The sequence below is a fragment of the Novosphingobium sp. BF6 genome, from assembly GCF_058273105.1.
The window spans coordinates 1,374,454-1,392,354 of the sequence record NZ_CM177776.1; the positions used below are offsets into that span (position 1 = coordinate 1,374,454).

General features: G+C 65.7%; 14 protein-coding genes. 7 read left to right on the forward strand and 7 right to left on the reverse strand.

Annotated features, from left to right (window positions below; translation table 11 throughout):
* From AC4D6D_RS21265 to AC4D6D_RS21275, 3 genes are all read right to left on the reverse strand, one after another.
* Positions 1 to 1,350, reverse strand: a complete 1,350-nt coding sequence (locus AC4D6D_RS21265; RefSeq protein WP_491327515.1) for an MFS transporter — start codon at positions 1,348 to 1,350, stop codon at positions 1 to 3.
* A gap of 143 nt (positions 1,351 to 1,493) precedes the next feature.
* Positions 1,494 to 2,411, reverse strand: coding sequence for a LysR family transcriptional regulator (locus tag AC4D6D_RS21270; protein WP_491327516.1), 918 nt, complete (start codon positions 2,409 to 2,411; stop codon positions 1,494 to 1,496).
* Positions 2,412 to 2,568: 157 nt separating this feature from the next.
* Positions 2,569 to 3,927 carry an amino acid permease gene (locus tag AC4D6D_RS21275; RefSeq protein ID WP_491327517.1) on the reverse strand — a complete coding sequence of 453 codons (1,359 nt, stop codon included), beginning with the start codon at positions 3,925 to 3,927 and terminating at the stop codon, positions 2,569 to 2,571.
* A 371-nt stretch (positions 3,928 to 4,298) separates the two neighbouring features.
* Here AC4D6D_RS21275 and AC4D6D_RS21280 point away from each other — a divergent pair, with 371 nt between their 5' ends.
* Positions 4,299 to 5,603 (forward strand): methyl-accepting chemotaxis protein, encoded by a 1,305-nt coding sequence (locus tag AC4D6D_RS21280; RefSeq protein WP_491327518.1) that lies wholly within the window; start codon positions 4,299 to 4,301, stop codon positions 5,601 to 5,603.
* A 74-nt stretch (positions 5,604 to 5,677) separates the two neighbouring features.
* Here AC4D6D_RS21280 and AC4D6D_RS21285 read toward each other — a convergent pair whose 3' ends face one another.
* Genes AC4D6D_RS21285 through AC4D6D_RS21295 form a run of 3 tightly spaced genes read right to left on the reverse strand, consistent with a single transcriptional unit; the run spans position 5,678 to position 9,812 of the window.
* Positions 5,678 to 7,123 (reverse strand): efflux transporter outer membrane subunit, encoded by a 1,446-nt coding sequence (locus tag AC4D6D_RS21285; RefSeq protein ID WP_491327519.1) that lies wholly within the window; start codon positions 7,121 to 7,123, stop codon positions 5,678 to 5,680.
* A gap of 8 nt (positions 7,124 to 7,131) precedes the next feature.
* Positions 7,132 to 8,679 (reverse strand): MDR family MFS transporter, encoded by a 1,548-nt coding sequence (locus tag AC4D6D_RS21290; protein ID WP_147217418.1) that lies wholly within the window; start codon positions 8,677 to 8,679, stop codon positions 7,132 to 7,134.
* Positions 8,676 to 9,812: an HlyD family secretion protein gene (locus AC4D6D_RS21295; RefSeq protein WP_491327520.1), complete on the reverse strand. Its 1,137-nt coding sequence runs from the start codon at positions 9,810 to 9,812 to the stop codon at positions 8,676 to 8,678. Before AC4D6D_RS21295 ends, AC4D6D_RS21290 begins: the two co-directional genes overlap by 4 nt.
* Before the next feature lie 112 nt (positions 9,813 to 9,924).
* Here AC4D6D_RS21295 and AC4D6D_RS21300 point away from each other — a divergent pair, with 112 nt between their 5' ends.
* Both AC4D6D_RS21300 and AC4D6D_RS21305 read left to right on the forward strand, forming a co-directional pair.
* Complete coding sequence (locus AC4D6D_RS21300; RefSeq protein ID WP_491327521.1) at positions 9,925 to 10,392, forward strand: MarR family winged helix-turn-helix transcriptional regulator; 468 nt, start codon at positions 9,925 to 9,927, stop codon at positions 10,390 to 10,392.
* Between the two features lie 401 nt (positions 10,393 to 10,793).
* Positions 10,794 to 11,828, forward strand: coding sequence for a class 1 fructose-bisphosphatase (locus tag AC4D6D_RS21305; protein ID WP_491327522.1), 1,035 nt, complete (start codon positions 10,794 to 10,796; stop codon positions 11,826 to 11,828).
* Positions 11,829 to 11,887: 59 nt separating this feature from the next.
* On the opposite strand, the gene AC4D6D_RS21310 is transcribed toward AC4D6D_RS21305, so the two are convergent.
* Positions 11,888 to 13,075: a mechanosensitive ion channel family protein gene (locus AC4D6D_RS21310; protein ID WP_491327523.1), complete on the reverse strand. Its 1,188-nt coding sequence runs from the start codon at positions 13,073 to 13,075 to the stop codon at positions 11,888 to 11,890.
* A 329-nt stretch (positions 13,076 to 13,404) separates the two neighbouring features.
* On the opposite strand from AC4D6D_RS21310, the gene AC4D6D_RS21315 reads away from it, so the two are divergent.
* The 4 genes from AC4D6D_RS21315 (at position 13,405) to xylB (ending at position 17,900) form a co-directional block, all read left to right on the forward strand.
* Complete coding sequence (locus AC4D6D_RS21315) at positions 13,405 to 14,547, forward strand: glycoside hydrolase family 130 protein (RefSeq protein ID WP_491327524.1); 1,143 nt, start codon at positions 13,405 to 13,407, stop codon at positions 14,545 to 14,547.
* A gap of 101 nt (positions 14,548 to 14,648) precedes the next feature.
* A complete protein-coding gene (locus AC4D6D_RS21320) occupies positions 14,649 to 15,854 on the forward strand; it encodes a sugar phosphate nucleotidyltransferase (protein WP_491327525.1) in 1,206 nt (401 codons plus the stop codon).
* Between the two features lie 176 nt (positions 15,855 to 16,030).
* Positions 16,031 to 17,134 (forward strand): fumarylacetoacetate hydrolase family protein, encoded by a 1,104-nt coding sequence (locus AC4D6D_RS21325; protein ID WP_491327526.1) that lies wholly within the window; start codon positions 16,031 to 16,033, stop codon positions 17,132 to 17,134.
* Positions 17,135 to 17,147: 13 nt separating this feature from the next.
* Positions 17,148 to 17,900, forward strand: a complete 753-nt coding sequence (xylB, locus tag AC4D6D_RS21330; protein ID WP_334184180.1) for a D-xylose 1-dehydrogenase — start codon at positions 17,148 to 17,150, stop codon at positions 17,898 to 17,900.
* The last annotated feature ends 1 nt before the right edge of the window (position 17,901 follow it).

The following is a 17,901-nucleotide window of genomic DNA, read 5'->3' on the forward strand; positions in this document are numbered from 1 at the left end:
TCAGCGCTGTCCGGGCATTCGGATGAACGTCACGGCGAGGCCTGCCAGTACGGCGGGCACGGCAAAGATCGCGAAGATGGCGGAAAGCGGCACCTTCTCGGCCAGCAGCACGCCGCCGAGCATCGGGCCGATCACCGCGCCGATGCGGCCCACGCCCATGGCCCAGCCGAGGCCGGTGCTGCGCACTTGCGGCGGGTAGAAGCTGGTGGCGAGCGGGTAGCAGCCGTTGAAGCCGCCCTGGATGAAGGCGCCGATGAAGAAGGCGGTCAGCAGCGTCGCGGCGATCGTCATCGAGACCGCGCCGAACACGACCAGGGCGACGGCGGCCAGCACCATGTAGAGCAGGATCAGGCGGCGCAGGTCGATGCGGCTGGCGATCAGGCCGATCGAGGTGATGCCGATGAAGGCGCCGATGTTGTAGACCGCACCGGCGTAGATCGCCTGGGTCGAGGGCAGGCCTGCCTCGACGGCGAGCTTCGGAATCCAGCTGATGACGAAGTAGAGGGTCATGAAGCCGAAGATCGTGGCGGTCCAGAGCAGGATCGTGCCGGTGGTGCGGCCTTCGCCGAGCACGCCGCGCAGGCCGACGGAATGGCTTTCGGCGGTGCGGCGCTCGGGCAGGGCTTCCAGGGTGGGGCGGCCGAGCGAGGGGAGCAGGCGATTGGCCTTGGCGAGCGCGCCCTTGGGCTGGTGGGCCAGCAGGAAATCGACCGATTCCGGCAGGAGGACCCAGACCAGCGGCAGCGCCAGCAGGCAGAGCGTAGCCGCGCCCAGCAACATGGCCTGCCAGCCGTGGGTGTCGATCTGATGGGCGACGATGAAGCCGGTGAGCGTCGCGCCGACCGGATATCCCGCCTGGAGGAAGCCCACCGCGAATGTACGGTGCTTGGCCGGTGCATATTCGGCGGTCAGCGCGGCCATGCTGGCGAGCACGGTGCCGATGCCGATGCCGACGACGAAGCGCGAGACGATTAGTTCGGCGATCGAACCGGCGATCGCCGATCCGAACATCGCCACGGTCATCATCACGAGCGAGGCGATGATGAGCTTGCGGCGGCCGAACTTGTCGGCCAGCGGCGCGATCAGCAGGCCGCCCGCGGCCATGCCGGCGAGGCTGGAACTGAACACGACGCCGAGGCTTTCCGGGCTGACCTTCCAGTCGGCGGAAAGAGCGGGGGCGACGTAGGAGAGGATGAGCACGTCCATGCCGTCAAGCATGTTGAGCAGGAAGCAGACGGCGACCACGAGCACCTGCCGCGCGGTCCAGCCGTCGACGTTCTGCGAGGCGGACTCGCCGACCGTCACGTAAGGACGCACGGATACCGATCCTGCGGCGGAATAGCTGGCCATGGTAACGCCTTTCCCATCCTCGGCGGCGCTTGCCTTGCGCCTGTTGTCGTCCGGCTGCTCGGTGCCGGGACTTGTGAACCTTGCGAGCTGGATCAACGGTGTTTGATCCGGGGGCGCATTGCCAGACATTGCGGGACTGTGACTTATAGCGTTATGTTATGGGTTATAACTCTTGGCAAGTTCATCAGGATGTTGCGGGCGATCTCCTCGAAAGTTTCCCCGACCAGAGTGCGCGCCACGTCGAGGTTGCGACTGACGTAGACGGGCAGGAGGCCCGGCGACTCGAACTCCAGGAAGCGCACGGTATCGGCATGGGGCTGCATGGCGGTAAAGCTGTCGACCAGCGCGATGCCCATGCCCTGCGCGACGAAGGCCACGGCGGTTTCGGCAAAACGGATATAGGTCGAGACTTCCAGTTCCTCGCCCGCATCGGCATACATTCGGGCGATGATCCGGCCGTGGGGGGTGTCCTCCTGGAAGGATTGGATGCGCTCGCCCTTGAGGTCCGTGACGGTGATCCGCTTGCGCTCGGCGAGGGGATGCCCGGCAGGCACGGCGCAGACCATGCGGCCGTTGCCGATGCGACTGGAGAGCACGTTGGGATGGTCGATCGGGAACACCGTCAGCGCATAGTCGCCGCGCTGGAGCGCCAGCCAGTCGTCGGCCTGTTCCACCGAGAGAATGTCGAACTGGATGGTGAGGTCGGGGTAGTTGGTGGTCAGGCGCGAGAGCATCTGCGGCACGACGGAATGGCCCAGCGAGGGCGATGCGCCGACCCGGAACGTGCGATCCTCTCCCTTGGCGAGACGGCGGACGACATGTTCGAGGTCGTTGAAGCCCTTGTAGATCTGCTCGATCTCCTCGAACAACACGCGGGCCTCGTTGGTCGGGACCAGCCTTCCGCGCGTGCGGTCGAACAGGCGGAAGTGGAGCTTGTCCTCCATGTGCCCGAGCATGCGGCTGAGGCCGGGCTGCGAGGTGCCCAGCATGCGCGCGGCACCGCTCACAGTCTTGGTGATCATCACCGCACGGAATATCTCGATCTGCCTGATGGTCAGCATGGCTTGCGGCTAGCACGCCGCCGGGCTTGCGCCAACTGGTCGGTTTTGCCGGGCCTTCGACAGGCTCAGGCTGGGCGGGGTTTGGATTATAGTCCTGACAAGATCGTCATCACTGGCACCCCAACCCCAAACCGCTCAGCCTGAGCTCGTGGAAGGCTCAGCCCGCGCGTCGCCTGCCGCGAACGAGGTAAAGTGCCGCGCCCAGCGCGTTCCAGCAGAGGCAGGCGATCAGCGTCTTGGTCGGCAGGCTGGCGAAGAGATAGAGGCAGCCGAGGATCGTCGCGGCGCCGACGAAAATCCCGGCTGGCACGCGGAATGGGCGATGGGCTTCCGGCTCCCGCTTGCGCAGGACGATCAGGCAGGTGCCGACTGCCGCGAAGGCGATCAGGGTTCCGGCATTAGCCAGCGCGGCGATTTCCGAGATCGGCAGGATTCCGGCGAGGATCGCCACGATAATCGCGGTCATCGTCGTCACCCGCACCGGAGTCCCGCGCGAGGAGAGCTTGGCCAGCGAGGCGGGCAGGAAACCGTCGCGCGCCATGGCGAGGAAGATGCGGCTCTGGCCGTAGAGGAAGCCGAGCAGCACCGTGGGCAGGGCGATCACGGCGGCGATCGCCACGACTTGCGCCACGCCGCCACGGTCCATCTGGCGCAGGATCAGCGCCAGCGGTTCCGGACTGTCGGCAAAGCGCGCAAAGGGCATGGCGCCGATCGCGGCAGCCGCGACGAGAACGTAGACGAGCGTGCAGATCGCCAGCGAGCCGATGATGCCGATCACCAGATCGCGACCGGGATTGCGGGTTTCCTCGGCAGCGGTGGAGATCGCGTCGAAGCCATAGAAGGCGAAGAAGATGATCGCGGCGGCGGCCATGACGCCGCGCTCCACGCCGTCCGGACTCATCGACTTGCCGAAGCCGAAGGGCATGAAGGGGGAGAGGTTGGCGGCATCGAAGGCGGGCAGGGCGACGGCGACGAAGAGGCTGAGCGTCAGGATCTTGATGACCACCAGCACCGTGTTGACCCGCGCGCTCTCCCGCGTGCCGAAGGCGAGCAGGCCCGCGACGACCGCGATGATGACGATGGCGGGCAGGTTGATGAGCCCGCCCAGTTCCGGTCCTTCGGTCAGCGCCTTGGGGAAGCCCAGACCATGGATTAGCGGCGCGGCATAGCCGGACCAGCCGACAGCCACGGTCGAGACCACCAGCGAATATTCGAGGATCAGGCTCCAGCCGACGATCCAGCCCACCGTGCTGCCCAGTACCTTGTGGCTGTAGCTATAGGCGCTGCCCGCGGTGGGCATCATCGTCGACAACTCGGCATAGGCAAGCGCGGCGCAGGCGCAGATGGCACCGGCGATGGCGAAGGACACCAGCACTGCCGGTCCCGCACGGTCGGCGCCGACACCGATCAGCGTCAGGATGCCGGTTCCGACGATGGAGCCGACCCCGAGCGCCAGCAGGTGCGGCCAGGACAGGGTCTTGGGGAGAGCGGCGGGAGCCGGGGAAGGGGCGGTCATCGGGGTGTTGTCCTCTCGGGTATTGCCTTTGCCCTAGCACTCGCGGGACACGGTGCAAGTTCGCTCGGCCTCCTCATCCACCGGCGGGGCGGTCCGGGGCGGCGAATGGGTGTCTTCCTGCCTTGGTGAAAAGTCTCTGCCGATTGAAATCATTACACTTAATTGAAGATGTGTCGTCATGCGCAGATGGAGCAATCGGTTACAGTTGCTACCGGGCCCGGTTTCTTGAGATACATGAAAGAACCTGTTCGGCTGCAATTTCACCGATTTCTCAAACCGAAGCCATGCTCCTTTCTATAAAACAGGAGGATGTCTCATCTTGTCGATTTCTGATGCGGCGGGGCGAGCAACTCAGGGGTGGGGGAATCCAAATGGAATGGTTCAAGGCTAATGCACCGATCCGTCTGAAATTGCTGCTCTCTTTTGGCAGCTTCGTAGTGCTTGTGGCGGTTTCCGGAGGGGCGGGACTGCTGGTGAAGGAAAGCGCCGCCCATTGGGTGGCCCTGGGCGCGACACTGGTGGCGCTCGTTCTGGCGGTGTTCTATCGCGAGGCGATCGCCGGGCCTTACGTCACGACTGTGATGCGCATGGAAGGGCTGGCGGCGGGCGATCTCGAAAGCCCGATCGAGTTCACTGAATATCGCGACTGCGTGGGGCGCTTGACCCAGGCGATGTTCCAGTTCCGCGCGACCGCGCAGGCGGAAATCGCCGCCAACGAAGAGACACAGCGCAACGCGCTTGTCGTCCAGGGCATGGCCGAGAATTTCCGCAGTCTTTCCGAAGGGGACCTCACCGCCGATATCGTTGCTGACTATCCCGAGCAATATGTAGCCCTGAAAGACAGCTTCAACGAGGCGCTGGCCAGTCTGCGCAGCCTGCTCGGTTCGGTCAAGGCGAGCACCCAGAACAGCCTCACCGGCTCGCGGGAGATCGCGCAGGCTTCGGAGGATCTCGCGCGGCGGACCGAGAGCAATGCCGCCAGCCTCGAACAGACGGCAGCGGCGATCCAGCAGATCGACGAGCGGTTGCGGGCCACCGCGCAGGCGGCCACGCGTTCGGTGGCGACTTCGGAACAGGCGATGGGCGCGGTGCTGGAGGGACGCGCGCGCACCGATGCGGCGGTTCAGGCGATGAGCCGTGTCAGTGATAGTGCCAAAGGTATCGACGGGGTTATCGAGGGGCTGGACAAGATTGCCTTCCAGACCCGCGTGCTGGCCATGAATGCCGCTGTCGAGGCAGGGCGGGCGGGCGATGCCGGGCGGGGCTTCGCGGTGGTTGCCGATCTCGTCTCGGCTCTGGCGATGCGGGCGGAGGAAGAATCGAAGCGCGCGCGCGATCAGCTCGGGGTCACCCAGACCGATATAGCAGTGGCGGTGGAGGCGGTGCGGAAGGTCGATTCCGCGTTCGGGGTGATATCTTCGTCAGGCGAGGAAGTGACGCGGCTGGCCGGGCAGATCGCCGCCGACAACGATGCCCAGGCCGCGGCCATCGGCGAGATCAATACGGCGGTCGGCGCCATGGATCACGCGACCCAGCAGAATGCCGCGATGGTCGAGGAAACTTCGGCCGCCGCCCGCAACCTTTCTTCGGAAATCGTCGCCCTGGCGGCGGAAGCCGATCGCTTCCGGATGGGACCGGCGACGCCGGGCCTGCGACTGATCTCGCGGCACGGCTGAACCGTTCCACCGCGGGGGCGCGAAGGCTCCCCGGCCAAATTGGCCGGGGAGCCTTCTTTTTATTTCCAGGCCAATTATTTCCAGGCTAGCCCCAGTGCCTTCTGGATCGCCACGTAGTCCGCCGTCAGCGTTGCGCGGGCGGAGACGAGGTTCTGTTCCGCACCGTTCCGGTCGTCCCGCGCCTTGAGCAGGGCGACCCTGGTGGTGGTTCCCGCCCGGAAGCGCTGTTCGGTCAGGCTTTCGGCCAGTGCTGCCTTGTCCCGCGCGCGGGCGAGCGCGGCGACGGTGACGCGGCCTTCGCGGTAGCGTGCCAGCGAGTCCTCGGCATCGCGCAGCGCGGTCAGCACGGTGCCGCGATAGCGGGCCTCGGCTTCATCGCGCACGGCTTCGGACTGGCGGACCTTGGCCTTGTTGCGACCGAAATCGAGGAAGCTCCAGCTGAGCTGCGGCGCCGCGATCGCGGTGAAATCGTCGAGCTTGCCGAGATCGCCGATCTTGGTGCCGCCGATGCCGATCAGTCCCATGAACGAGAGGCGCGGGAAGCGTGCGGCCTCGGCCTGGCCGATCTTGGCGGTATCGGCGGCGAGTTCGCGTTCCGCCGCGCGGATGTCGGGGCGGTTGGCGATCAGGCGGGCAGGATCGCCGATCGGTACCGAGGCGGGCGGCAGCGGGATTTCGCCGGCGGCAGCAAGGCTTGCATCGAGCGCGCCCGGCTCCTGCGCGGTCAGCACTGCCAGCGCGTTCATGTAGGCGTCGCGCTCGGCGGCAAGGGGGGCGATCTGGGCGCGGGTGGAAGCAAGCTGGCCTTCCGCCTGCGCCACGTCCATGGCGGTGGCGGTGCCGCGCTCGAAACGCTGGCGGGTCAGGCCGAGCGCTTCTTCCTGAAGCGCGATCGACTGCTCGCCCAGCGCGATGCGCTGCTGGCGGTCGCGCAAGTTCAGGTAGGACTGCGCGACATTGGCCGATAGGCTCACCTGCACGTCGGCAAGGCTGGCCTCCGCGCCTTCGAGGCCGGCGCGGGCGGCTTCCACGGCGCGGCGCTGGCCGCCGAACAGGTCGATTTCCCAGCTGGCATCGAAGCCGAGGTTGTAGAGGTTGAAGTCGCTGCTGCCGCTTCCACCGCTCTGCTCGCCCGATCCCGAGCCGCTGTCGCCGGATCCAAGGTCGAGACCCGGCACATGGGCATGGGCATAGACGGCGGAGGCATTGGCCTTGGGCGCGAGATTGGCGCGTTGCTCGCCGAGCGCGGCGCGGGCCTGGCGCAGGCGGGCCTCACCGGCCTTGACGTCGGTGTTGTTCGCGAGCGCGCGGGCGATCAGGTCGTTCAGCAGCGGATCGCCGAGCGGTTTCCACCAGTCCGCGACCGGCGGGGCCTCGGTCACGGCAGCGCCATCGGCGCGCACGAAGGCGGCCGGCGTCGCGGCATCGGGAACGGCCTTGGGCGGACCGGCATAGTTCGGCCCAACGGTACAGCCCGCCAGAATGCCGGTCACGAGAGGCAGCAGGAAATAGGAGCGCATGGTGTACCTCAATGTCCGGTCGCCAGCGGTGCATTCTTGGGCAGCGGGCGAAGGAACAGAACGAGCGGAATGACGAAGACAATGCCTACCGACATCATCCAGAACATGTCGGCGTAAGTCATCGTCAGCGACTGGATCTGGATCGTCGATTCGAGCGAGCGCAGGACTCCGGCGCCTTGGGCGGTCACATAGTCCTGCACGGCGACGGAGTTGGCATTCAGGCTCTCCTCCAGCCGCCGCGCATGGAGCCAGAGGCGCTGGTCCTGGATCACCGCGATTCCCGCCAGCGCGAAGGAGCCGCCGAGATTGCGTGCGGCGTTGTAGAGACCCGAGGCGTCGCCCGCCTCTTCCTTGGGCACCGAGCGGATCGCCGCCTGGTTCAGGAACATCATGCAGAACACCGTGCCCATGCCGCGCATGAGCTGGGATTCGACGAAATCCCCGCCGTCCGAGAGCGGCGTGAGGCCGGTTTCCAGAAAGGCGCTAAGCGCCAGGACCGAGAGTCCGAAGCCGACCGAAAGCCGGATGTCGACATTGCGGATCAGCCACGGCGTCACCGGCATCATCATCATGACGGGAATGCCCGAGAGCATCACCACTTGCCCCGATTGCAGCGAGTTGTAGCCCGCAATCGTCGAGAGGAACTGCGGGATCACATAGGAGGTGCCGTAGATCACCATGCCGACCACGGTGACCATGGCGACGACGCTGCCGAACTGCCGGTCGAGCAGGAGCCTGAGCTTGATGACCGGCTTGCGCGCGAAGACCTGGCCCAGGCCGATCATGACCAGTCCGAGGATCGTGACTCCCGTCAGCATGACGATCAGCTCGGAGGAGAACCACTGTTCGCGCTCGCCTTCCTCCAGCACCACGGTCAGCCCACCGAGGCCGAGCGCAAGGCCGACGATGCCCAGCCAGTCAGCCTCGCGAATGAGGCTGAGGTTGGACTTCTGGTGGGGAATCGCGACCAGCAGCAGCGTCGCCAGCGCGATGCCGACCGGCAGGTTCAGGAAGAAGGCATAGTGCCAGCTGACGTTCTCGGTCAGCCAGCCGCCCAGCACCGGGCCGACCACCGGGCCGAGCAGGGCGGTGGCGCCGAACAGGGCATTGCCGATCGGCTGCTGCGCGCGGGGCAACCGTGTCGCCACGATGGTCATCGCCGTGGGAATCAGCGCGCCTCCGGTGAAGCCCTGACCGATGCGGCCGACGATCATCATCGGCAGCGTGGTGGAAAGCCCGCACATCATCGAGAACAGCGTGAACAGCGCCGAAGCCACGAGCAGCAGCGTCCTCAGGCCGAGCAGGCGCTCAAGCCAGCCGGATAGCGGGATGATGACGATTTCCGCCACCAGGTAGGCCGTGGCGATCCAGGTGCCCTCGGTGCCGCTGGCGCCGATCTCGCCCTGGATCGTGGGCAGCGAACTGTTGACGATGGAGACGTCGAGCGTCGCCATCAGCGCGCCCAGCGTGCCCGCCGCAACCGCCAGCCAGGCGGCGGCATCGGCACGCTGTTCCGGCACGGGGGCGCTCCCGGAAAGAGCGGGAGCCGTGCTCACGGGCGCTTGTCCCGCAGGGCCTTCTCTTCCTGAGCGATGCTGTGCTGCGCGCCTTTGGCCGAGATCGTGTCGACAGTGACCGTCACCGAGAGACCGGGCACCAGCACGCGGCGGGCTTCCGGTCCGGCGTCGATAGCGATGCGCACGGGGACGCGCTGGACGATCTTGGTGAAGTTGCCGGTGGCGTTCTGCGGCGGCAGCAGCGAGAACTGCGCGCCCGTGCCCGGCGATATGCTTTCGACGTGTCCGGCGATCTTGGTGCCGTCCAGCGCATCGACTTCGATCGTCGCAGGCTGGCCGGCATACATCAGACCGATCTGCGTTTCCTTGAAGTTGGCCGTGACATAGAGCTTGTTCAGCGGCACGACCGACATCAGCCGCGTGCCGGCCTGTACGAACTGCCCGGCGCGCACGGTGCGATCGCCGATGCGGCCGTCGACGCTGGCCTTGAGCACGGTGGCGCCGACATTGACGTGGGCGGCGGCCAGCTGGGCCTTGGCGGCTTCGCCCTGGGCCTCGGCCTGACGGATCTGCGCCTTGAGCGAGCCGATCCGTCGCTCGGCCGAAAGCAGGGCGGCGCGCTGGGCGTCGGCAGCGGCGCGGGCCTTGGCGGCCTGGTTGCGCAAGGACGCAAGCTGCTGCTTCGTTTCGGCGCCGCTGGCTGCGAGCGGGGCGTAGCGGGCGGCCTCGCGCTCGGCATAGCGGGCGTCTTCCTCGGCCGAGGCGAGCTGGGCGCGGGCCTGGGCGATTCCGGCTTCCTGCTCGCTGATTCCGGCGCGGACGTTCTCGGCATTGGCCTTGGCGACGTCGATCTGGGCCTTATATTGCTGGGCCTGCGCGTCATAGTCGCGTGGGTCGATGCGCACGAGCGGTTGCCCGGCCTTCACGTTCTGGTTGTCACCCACCAGCACGGCATCGACATAGCCGGAAATCCGGGGCGAGACGGTGACCGCATCGGCCTGGATATAGGCGTCGTTGGTATCCTGCAGATACTTGCCGCGGGTCTCGTAGTGGAGCAGCCAGGCACCGCCTGCGACTATCGCCACGGCCACCCCGGCCAGCAGCACGAAGCGCGTGCGGGAACTTTTCTGCGCGGAGGGGCTTTCCTGCGACTCGGTCACGTCGTTTGCCATCGGTTTCTACTCGTGCCTTATTGCTGCATCGCAGCAGTGATATGTCCCGCACTTGCACTGCCGCGATGCATCTGGCAATGCCATTTGATATGGTCCCACAATATTTCTTGCCATGAGCATCCAGCAGGACGTTCTCGAACAGATGCGCGATCTGCACTTGCGGATGCACCGGCTCTTCAATGATCGGATGCGGGCGCAGGGCGCGTCCCTCGCCCAGCTGAAACTTCTATTGCTGATAGAACGTTGCGGGGAAATGCGCTCGACCGACATTGCCGATGCACTCGGTCAGGCGCCGCGCACGGTGACCGAGGCGGTGGACGGGCTGGAGCGGGACGGACTGGTCGTCCGCAACCCGGACCCGAGCGATCGGCGGGCCAAGCGGATCAAGTTGACGGAGGCAGGGCGCGGCGTCATTCGGGAGGTCGAGCCTCACCGGGACGTGTTCGCCTCGGAATTCTTCGCGTGCCTTTCGGAACGGGACCTGGAGAAGTTCCTCTCGATTCTCACGACCCTGAACGAGCGCATCGTCGAGATGGGCGCGCCCAGCACGCTGGGCGGTACTTGTCCCGAAGACAGGTAAAACTGCGAGAATTCAGGTCAGCAGCAGAATCGTGACAAGTGCGACGCTGCCCGAGCAGCACACTGCGGCGCACAAGGCCCTGAACTCGCAGACGCAAAACACGGCTTCCAGACGTTCCATGGCGCTCTCCTGTTCATCCGCTCTGTGGCGGTTGAGGGCAGGATACCACTCTCCGGTGCGAGGTGGAAGAGAACATTGTTCTTGCCCTCACTATCGCGTCCAGGATCTTCTGCTGTCGATCATGCGAAAAAGTCTGCCTTTCTAATCCTTCATTCCGGCGTTTGCCGATGGTCGCGGGGCGCGGCTTGGTCTAAGGATGCCGGACCGGAGGCCGCCGTGCCGCCGCGTCCCACACTTTCAGGCCGTCATCGCCTCCAATACCGCCAGGCAGGGAACCGACCATGAAGCCGACTACGCTCACCCGTTTTCTGATAGAACAGCAACGGGAGCCCAATTCCGCCTGTCCCGCCGAACTGCGCCTCCTGATCGAGACTGTCGCCCGCGCCTGCAAGGTGATCGCCCAGGCGATCTCCAAGGGCGCGCTGGGTGATGTGCTCGGCAGCCTCGGCTCCGAGAACGTCCAGGGCGAAGTGCAGAAGAAGCTGGATGTCATCGCCAATGACCTGCTGGTCGATGCCAACGAGTGGGGCGGTCACCTCGCCGCCCTGGCGTCGGAAGAGATGGAAACCATCCACCGCATTCCGGGTCGCTATCCCAAGGGCGAATATCTGCTGCTCTACGATCCGATCGACGGTTCGAGCAATATCGACGTCGATCTTTCGGTCGGTACGATCTTCTCGGTGTTCAAGGCACCGGAAGGCGCATCGGGTCGCGAAGTGACCGAAGAGGACTTCCTCCAGAAGGGGCATGAGCAGGTCGCCGCCGGTTATGCGATCTACGGCCCGCAGACACTGCTGGTGCTGACTATCGGCACCGGCGTCTACGAGTTCACGCTCGACCGCGAAGTCGGTGCCTGGCGCATGACCGACGGGCCGCTCAAGGTCACCTCCGGCACGCCCGAAGTCGCGATCAACATGGCGCGTCGCAGCCAGTGGTCGCCGGGCATCACGCGCTATATCGACGATCGCGTGGGCTGTGTGGAAGGGCCGCTGGCAGGCCAGTACAACATGCGCTGGACCGGCTCGATGGTGGCGGACGTGCACCGCATCCTCAAGCGCGGCGGCGTGTTCCTCTACCCGTCGGACTATGCCAAGCCGGGCAAGGCGCGCCTGCGCCTGCTCTATGAAGCCAATCCGATGGCCATGCTGATGGAACAGGCCGGCGGTGCCGCCACCGACGGGCGCGATCGGATTCTCGATGTCGAGGCGATCGGCCTGCACCAGCGCGTCGGCGTCGTACTGGGCGATCCTGTGGAAGTGGCGGCCGTGCGAGAGCTGTCGCTGGCGATGGACCGTCAGGACGTTTCCGTTACCTGAACCTGCTTGAAGGTTTGGGCTAAGCCCCGGCCGTGATAGCGGCCGGGGCTTTCGTGCATTCAGGTCCGTTCGACGCTCAGGGTACTCGCGCCGTCCAGGTAGGGCATGATGAGCCTGCCGTCCGGTGCCGCCGTGAAAGTGGTCTGGGTGGGATAGGGGATCGAGATCCCCTCGGCCGCGAAGCGTTTCATGATCGCCACCAGCAGGCGGTCGCGCAGCGGGTGGGCGACCGACCAGTCTGTGCCCGGAACGTCGACCAGCAGAGTGAAGTCCAGCGAACTGGCGCCGAAAGTCTCGAATCCGGCCCGCGCGGCCTTGGCGCCCTCGGCTTCGACCAGTTCCTTGAGGATGGCGGGAACCCGTGCCAGCGTTTCGGGCGGCGTTTCGTAGGCCACGCCGATGGAGAACGGCATCCGGATGTGGTCGCGCTTGGTGACGTTCAGCAGTTCCTGATCGAGCAGGGCCTTGTTGGAGATCACGCGCAGCTCGCCGGTATAGGCGCGGATGCGGGTGGACTTGAGGCCGATCGCCTCGATCGTGCCGCTGCTGGTGCCGTAGCTGATCTGGTCGCCCTTGCTGAAAGGCCGGTCGAAGATGATCGCCAGCGCCGCGAAAAGGTCGGCGAAGATGCCCTGTGCGGCGAGGCCGATGGCGATGCCGCCGACACCGAGACCGGCGACGAGACCGGTGACGTTGACGCCGAGGTTATCCAGCAGGACCACGGCGGCGACCGCAAAGACCACCACGCTCACCAGCAGCCGGATCAGGCCCATGGCATTGATGATCGTCTCGCCCTGGAAATGCTCGCTGGCGGTCTTGTGCTCGATGGCGCCGAGGATCAGCTCGCGCGCCCAGATCGCGCATTGCAGCACGGCGGCGACGGTGAACAGGAACGTCACCAGATTGTCCAGCATCGGCGGGGTCTGGGCGTAGTTGTCGACGACCTTGATGGCGACCATGATGATGAAATAATTGGTGGTCTTGGCCGCCACCCGGCCCACCACGGTCAGCCAGGCGCCGCCCGTCTGGCCGGGTCGGCAAAGCCGGGCGCCGAGCCTGCGCAAGGCATAGAGCGCGGTGACGATACCGAAGGCGATGGCTCCGGCGATGATGATCTGGAGCCAGTAGGTCTGGAACCAGCCCAGCGTCGAGTGGGTGAGATCCTGAATCTGCGCCTGCACGTCGGGTGCGGCAGGCTGGGGAGGGGACGTGGGGGTTCCGGTGGGGGAGGGGGTGCTTGCAGCCATGGGTACTCTTCGTTCTGGTGTGCTACCGGCGGGATGCCCGTGGAGAGCATGGTCCCGCCGATCGGGCGATCCGCCAAAGCGACCTTGCACAAATGCCGCGCCGGGTTTCCGGGCGGACATCCTGCAAGCCGGATCAATGGCCATGCCGATGAATTTGTTCCCGGCAGATATTGCTTTCGACTAGGGGCAGACCCGTTCGAACGTCAACCGGCCTGCCTTCGAGGAGGGGGTTTGGAAGCCGGGCGGGCACCGTGTGCCTTCCGATGCGTTAGCTTTGCGAAAAGCCCTGTTCCGCTTGCTTCGGCTTGCCTTCGGGAGAGTTCGCGACGATGCCAGCCCCTTTCCCGAACGACCGCCTCGTCTTCGTACCCGACGACGTGGACCTCGCTCGCTCTCCCCTGGCCGGTCATCTGGAGGCAGATACTTATGTGCTGGGCGCGTTCAATCCCGGCCTGACAAGGCTCGCTTCCGGCAATCTGCTGATGATGGTCCGCGTGGCCGAGGCCCTGCGCGAGCCGATCCGGAACGGCCATATCCACGCCATCCGCTGGGAGGGTGAGGAAGGAACCGAGGGGCGCTACGTTCTCGACGCCTGGCCGCTCGAACATGCCGACACCGCCGATCCCCGCAAGTTCATGCTGCGCGGCGGCGGCTGGAAGGTCATGGCGCTGACTTCGCTGTCCTGGCTGCTGCCGGTCGAACTCGATGCCGAGGGACTGCGAGTGATCGCCGTCCATTACGACCGTGCCGTGGCGCCGCGCAGCAGCCTGCAATGCTACGGCGTGGAGGATGCGCGGATCAGCAAGGTGGGCGAAAGCTGGTTGATGACGACCTGCTCGGTCAGTCCGGAGCGCCAGTCGACGACGCTCTATACTTCCGAAAACGGGCTGGACTGGCGCTTCGAGGATATCGTGCTTGATCACCAGAACAAGGACATGCTGATCTTCGAGGGCCTGATTGGCGGGCATTACTGGGCGCAGACGCGGCCCTTGGGCGACCTCTACTTCGCCTATCCGCCCGGCAGCGAATGGCACGCGGGGCCGTCGATCAACCTCGCTCATTCGCCGGACGCCAGGTTCTGGAAGCCCTGCCGCAAGCCCGGCATCCGGCCGCGTTCGGATATGCCGGCCACCGCGCGCATGGGTGGGGGCGCGCCGCCGATCCTTACTGACGAGGGTTGGCTGACGCTCTGGCACGGGGTGGAGCCGAAGGAAATCGTCGGCATCTATCGCACCTACTGGTCGATCCTCGACCGCGACGACCCTTCCTGCGTCCTGCGCACCGGAAACGGGTCGCTGATCGAGGCGAATCCGGCACTCACCCAGTCGCTGGCGGCGCAGATGTACCTTCACGATGTTGTTTTCACGACGGGAATCGCTGACGCTGGAGACCACTATATCGTCGCCTCGGGGGAGGCCGATCTCGCCTGCCGCATCACGCACATCCAAAAATCGCAGTTCAGGGGCGCCTGAACGGAGTACCGCGAATGCGACGAACCGTGCGCGATGTGGCGGAACCGGGGCCTTTCCTCAGGAATTAGGCAGCGCAGGAATGCTGCTGCGAAGAGGGGCGAATGGGCCGTGCCAGTTCTGAAGACCGTAACGGAAATGTTCTCGCGATCGTTCTGGCGGGCGGCCGGGGAAGTCGTCTCCACGATCTGACCGATCACGAGGCGAAACCGGCGCTGCCGATTGGTCCCCATGCGCGGCTGATCGACTTCACTCTCGCCAACGTGGTCAATTCCGGCTTCGGCGAGGCTATGGTGCTGACCCAGTACCAGCCCGATACGCTTCATCGCCATCTGCTGGAAAGCTGGCAGGCCGAAGCCGCGCAGGCGGATATTTCAATCCTCGACGGCGCGGACTATGGCCCTTACGAAGGCACCGCGGCCGCCGTTTCCTGCGTTATTGACGAGATCGATCTGATCGCGCCGCGCCATGTGGTGATCCTGGCCGGGGACCATCTCTACCAGATGGACTACCGACCCTTCGTGGACCGTCATATCGCCACCGGCGCCGAAGTGACGCTGGGCGTGGTCCATGTCCCGCAGGACCAGGCGACCGGGCTGGGCGTGCTCGAAGTCGATTCCGCCTATCGCATTACCGCTTTCGTCGAGAAGCCGTTCATTGCCCCGCCAGCGCCCGACCGGCCGGGCTTCGCCCTCGCTTCCATGGGCATCTACGTTTTCGCATGGCCGCTCCTGCGCGATTTGCTGAAGGAGATCGAAGGCACCGTGGCCGATCTCGACTTCGGCAGGCACATCGTTCCGGCACTCGTTTCCTGCGGTACCGCCTTCGCCTATGCCTTGCCCGGACGCCAGGGGCGGGAGCCGCTGTGGCGGGATCTCGGCACGCTCGATGCCTATCACGGCGTGCAGCGGCAATTGCTCGACGGCTCGCTGCCGCTCGATCCCACATGGCCGCTCGAACATCCTGTCCTCCACGGACTGGGAGACCGTCGTGCGATCGGCTTCGGATCGATCTTGCGCAATGTCGTGCTGCTGCCGGGTGCCAGGATCGGGCGGGCGGTGAAGATCTCCAATGCGATCGTCCTGGCCGATGCCGTGGTTCCCGATGGTTTCGACCTCGATGCCGAACTGGCCGAGCACGGCAAGTGGTGCGCCATCTCCGAAGGCGGCATCCGGGTGATTTCCACGAGAGCGCTTCAACGGCTGGCTTCACGGCGGCGCGGGTCTGAGCGGTTGCCGGGCGGCGGCCTCGCCGAACCGGATCGGCACCCTCGCAGGGCAGGAGCGGGGTCGCCCCCCTCTTTCCTCTGAACCCGGCATTCCGCCGCCGATTTTGCCCCGTATTCTGAAATGTTGCGGAGGGCTTCCCGCCCGTCTGTTTCGCGCCTGCTCGATCGGTCTTGACAAAACCCCCCGATCCGACAATTGGTAGCGCTATCACTCAAAGAAACATGGGAGGGGGAATCCGTGGCGAATCCCGATACTGCATGTCGTTGATGCCTGCCGACTGGACTTCCGGTATTTTTCTGGGGCGCGCCGATTTCGGCGAAGGGCCTAGCCCGATTCTCGTCGTTCGCGGCGAGCTGATCGACATGTCCGCCGTGGTGCCGACTGTCTCGGCGCTGGTCGAGGCGGGTGACTTCTCCGGCACCGGCGGCAAGAACCTCGGCGCTTTCGATCCCGAGGCCGTGAACCTGCTCAGCCCGGTCGACCTTCAGTGCGTGAAGGCCTGCGGCGTCACGTTCGCCACCTCCGCCATCGAGCGCGTGATCGAAGAGCGCGCCCGTGGTGACTGGAGCGCCGCCGCCGCCATTCGCGAGCGTCTGGAAGCGCGCATCGGCGGCCAGATCCGCTCGGTCGTGCCCGGCTCCGAAGCTGCCGCCGCGCTCAAGGCCGCGCTGATCGAGGACGGCCTCTGGTCGCAGTACCTCGAAGTCGCGATCGGTCCCGACGCGGAAGTCTTCACCAAGTCGCCGGTGCTCTCCACCGTCGGCGTCGGTGCCGAGATCGGCGTGCGCTCGGATTCGAGCTGGAACAACCCCGAACCCGAAATCGCCCTGCTGGTCGGCAGCGACGGCAAGGCGGTCGGCGCCACGCTCGGCAACGACGTCAACTTGCGCGATTTCGAGGGTCGCTCGGCCCTGCTGCTGGGCAAGGCCAAGGACAACAACGCCTCCTGCTCGCTTGGTCCGCTCGTCCGCATCTTCGACGAGAGCTTCACAATAGACGACGTGCGCGTCGCCGAAGTGCGCCTCTCGATCACCGGCGAGGACCAGTTCGTGCTGCGCGGCACCAGCAACATGGCCGAGATCAGCCGTGATCCGCTGGACCTCGTGCGCCAGACGCTGAGTGAACATCAGTACCCCGACGGTTTCGTGCTGTTCCTCGGCACGCTCTTCGCGCCCGTGCAGGACCGCGACGAGGAAGGCCGCGGCTTCACCCACAAGGTGGGCGACGTCGTCACCATCGAGAGCGACAAGCTGGGCCAGCTCCGGAACCGTGTCGTTACCTCGCGCGATGCGGCGTCCTGGCGCACCGGCATTACCGCGCTCTATGCCAACCTGCTCTCGCGCGGCCTGCTCAAGGCTTGATGAAGGCCCATCCATGACCAAACATTCCGCCATCTATCCCAGCCTCAAGGGCAAGCGCGTGGTCATCACGGGCGGCGGCACCGGCATCGGTGCGGGCCTTGTCGAGGCTTTCGCCGCGCAAGGCGCCCAGATCGCTTTCGTGGACATCAATGCTGCCGCCGGCGAGGCGCTTTCGGCCTCGCTGCCGGGCACGCATTTCCGCGCCTGCGACCTTCGCGACCTTGACGCCACCGCCGCGACCATGGCCGAGCTTTCGGGCCTGCTGGGCGGCGTCGACGTGCTGCTCAACAATGCCGCCAACGACGATCGCCACACGATCGACGACGTGACGCCCGCCTATTGGGACGATCGCATGGCCACCAACCTGCGGCACCAGTTCTTCGTCGCCCAGGCGGTGCTGCCCGGCATGAAGGCGCAAGGCTCGGGCGTGATCCTGAACTTCGGTTCGATCAGCTGGCACCTCGGCCTGCCCGACCTCGTGCTCTACCAGACAGCCAAGGCGGCCATCGAGGGTATGACCCGCGCGATGGCGCGCGATCTGGGCGCGGACAATATCCGCGTCAACACGATCGTTCCGGGCAATGTCGACACCCCTCGCCAGAAGCAGTGGTACACGCCCGAGGGCGAGGCCGAGATCATGGCCGCGCAGTGCCTGAAGGCGCGCATCCAGCCTGCCGACGTCGCCGCGCTCTGCCTGTTCCTGGCCTCGGACGACGGCGCCATGTGCACTGGCCACGACTACTTCGTCGATGCCGGGTGGCGTTGAG

Excerpts from the sequence above, each read along its gene's own strand:
- AC4D6D_RS21265 (WP_491327515.1), bottom strand. The coding sequence starts at position 1,350 with ATGGCCAGCTATTCCGCCGCAGGATCGGTATCCGTGCGTCCTTACGTG.
- AC4D6D_RS21270 (WP_491327516.1), bottom strand. The coding sequence starts at position 2,411 with ATGCTGACCATCAGGCAGATCGAGATATTCCGTGCGGTGATGATCACC.
- AC4D6D_RS21275 (WP_491327517.1), bottom strand. The coding sequence starts at position 3,927 with ATGACCGCCCCTTCCCCGGCTCCCGCCGCTCTCCCCAAGACCCTGTCC.
- AC4D6D_RS21280 (WP_491327518.1), top strand. The coding sequence starts at position 4,299 with ATGGAATGGTTCAAGGCTAATGCACCGATCCGTCTGAAATTGCTGCTC.
- AC4D6D_RS21285 (WP_491327519.1), bottom strand. The coding sequence starts at position 7,123 with ATGCGCTCCTATTTCCTGCTGCCTCTCGTGACCGGCATTCTGGCGGGC.
- AC4D6D_RS21295 (WP_491327520.1), bottom strand. The coding sequence starts at position 9,812 with ATGGCAAACGACGTGACCGAGTCGCAGGAAAGCCCCTCCGCGCAGAAA.
- AC4D6D_RS21300 (WP_491327521.1), top strand. The coding sequence starts at position 9,925 with ATGAGCATCCAGCAGGACGTTCTCGAACAGATGCGCGATCTGCACTTG.
- AC4D6D_RS21305 (WP_491327522.1), top strand. The coding sequence starts at position 10,794 with ATGAAGCCGACTACGCTCACCCGTTTTCTGATAGAACAGCAACGGGAG.
- AC4D6D_RS21310 (WP_491327523.1), bottom strand. The coding sequence starts at position 13,075 with ATGGCTGCAAGCACCCCCTCCCCCACCGGAACCCCCACGTCCCCTCCC.
- AC4D6D_RS21315 (WP_491327524.1), top strand. The coding sequence starts at position 13,405 with ATGCCAGCCCCTTTCCCGAACGACCGCCTCGTCTTCGTACCCGACGAC.
- AC4D6D_RS21320 (WP_491327525.1), top strand. The coding sequence starts at position 14,649 with ATGGGCCGTGCCAGTTCTGAAGACCGTAACGGAAATGTTCTCGCGATC.
- AC4D6D_RS21325 (WP_491327526.1), top strand. The coding sequence starts at position 16,031 with ATGTCGTTGATGCCTGCCGACTGGACTTCCGGTATTTTTCTGGGGCGC.
- xylB (WP_334184180.1), top strand. The coding sequence starts at position 17,148 with ATGACCAAACATTCCGCCATCTATCCCAGCCTCAAGGGCAAGCGCGTG.